The organism is Burkholderia sp. SIMBA_062 (genome assembly GCF_046534765.1).
Classification (GTDB): Bacteria; Pseudomonadota; Gammaproteobacteria; order Burkholderiales; family Burkholderiaceae; genus Burkholderia; species Burkholderia ambifaria.
Genome location: NZ_JAWRYD010000611.1, coordinates 1 through 237 on the forward strand (window position 1 = coordinate 1; position 237 = coordinate 237).

A 237-nucleotide genomic window follows, 5' to 3' on the forward strand; every position below is an offset into this window, starting at 1 on the left:
GTCGAGCCACGTCGCGAGAGCGTGCCGGCAGCGTCGGGCATCGAGATTGAACTGAACGGTGCCCGTGTGCGCGTCACGGGTATGATCGATCCAGTGCAGTTGCGCCTCGTGCTGCGCTGCCTGATGCCAGCATGATCGCTGCGCCCAGCGGTACCCGCGTATGGCTGGCAGCGGGCATTACCGATATGCGCCGCGGCATGGATGGTCTTGCCGCGCTGGTGCAGTCGACACTCGGAC

Annotated in this window: 1 protein-coding gene; it reads left to right on the plus strand. The window is 65.8% G+C overall.

Annotated elements, in window-relative coordinates; all coding sequences use genetic code 11:
• Positions 1–131: 131 nt before the first annotated feature.
• Positions 132–237 (plus strand): IS66 family insertion sequence element accessory protein TnpB (gene tnpB, locus SB786_RS37635; RefSeq protein ID WP_410731766.1); only part of this gene is annotated, 106 nt, incomplete at its 3' end.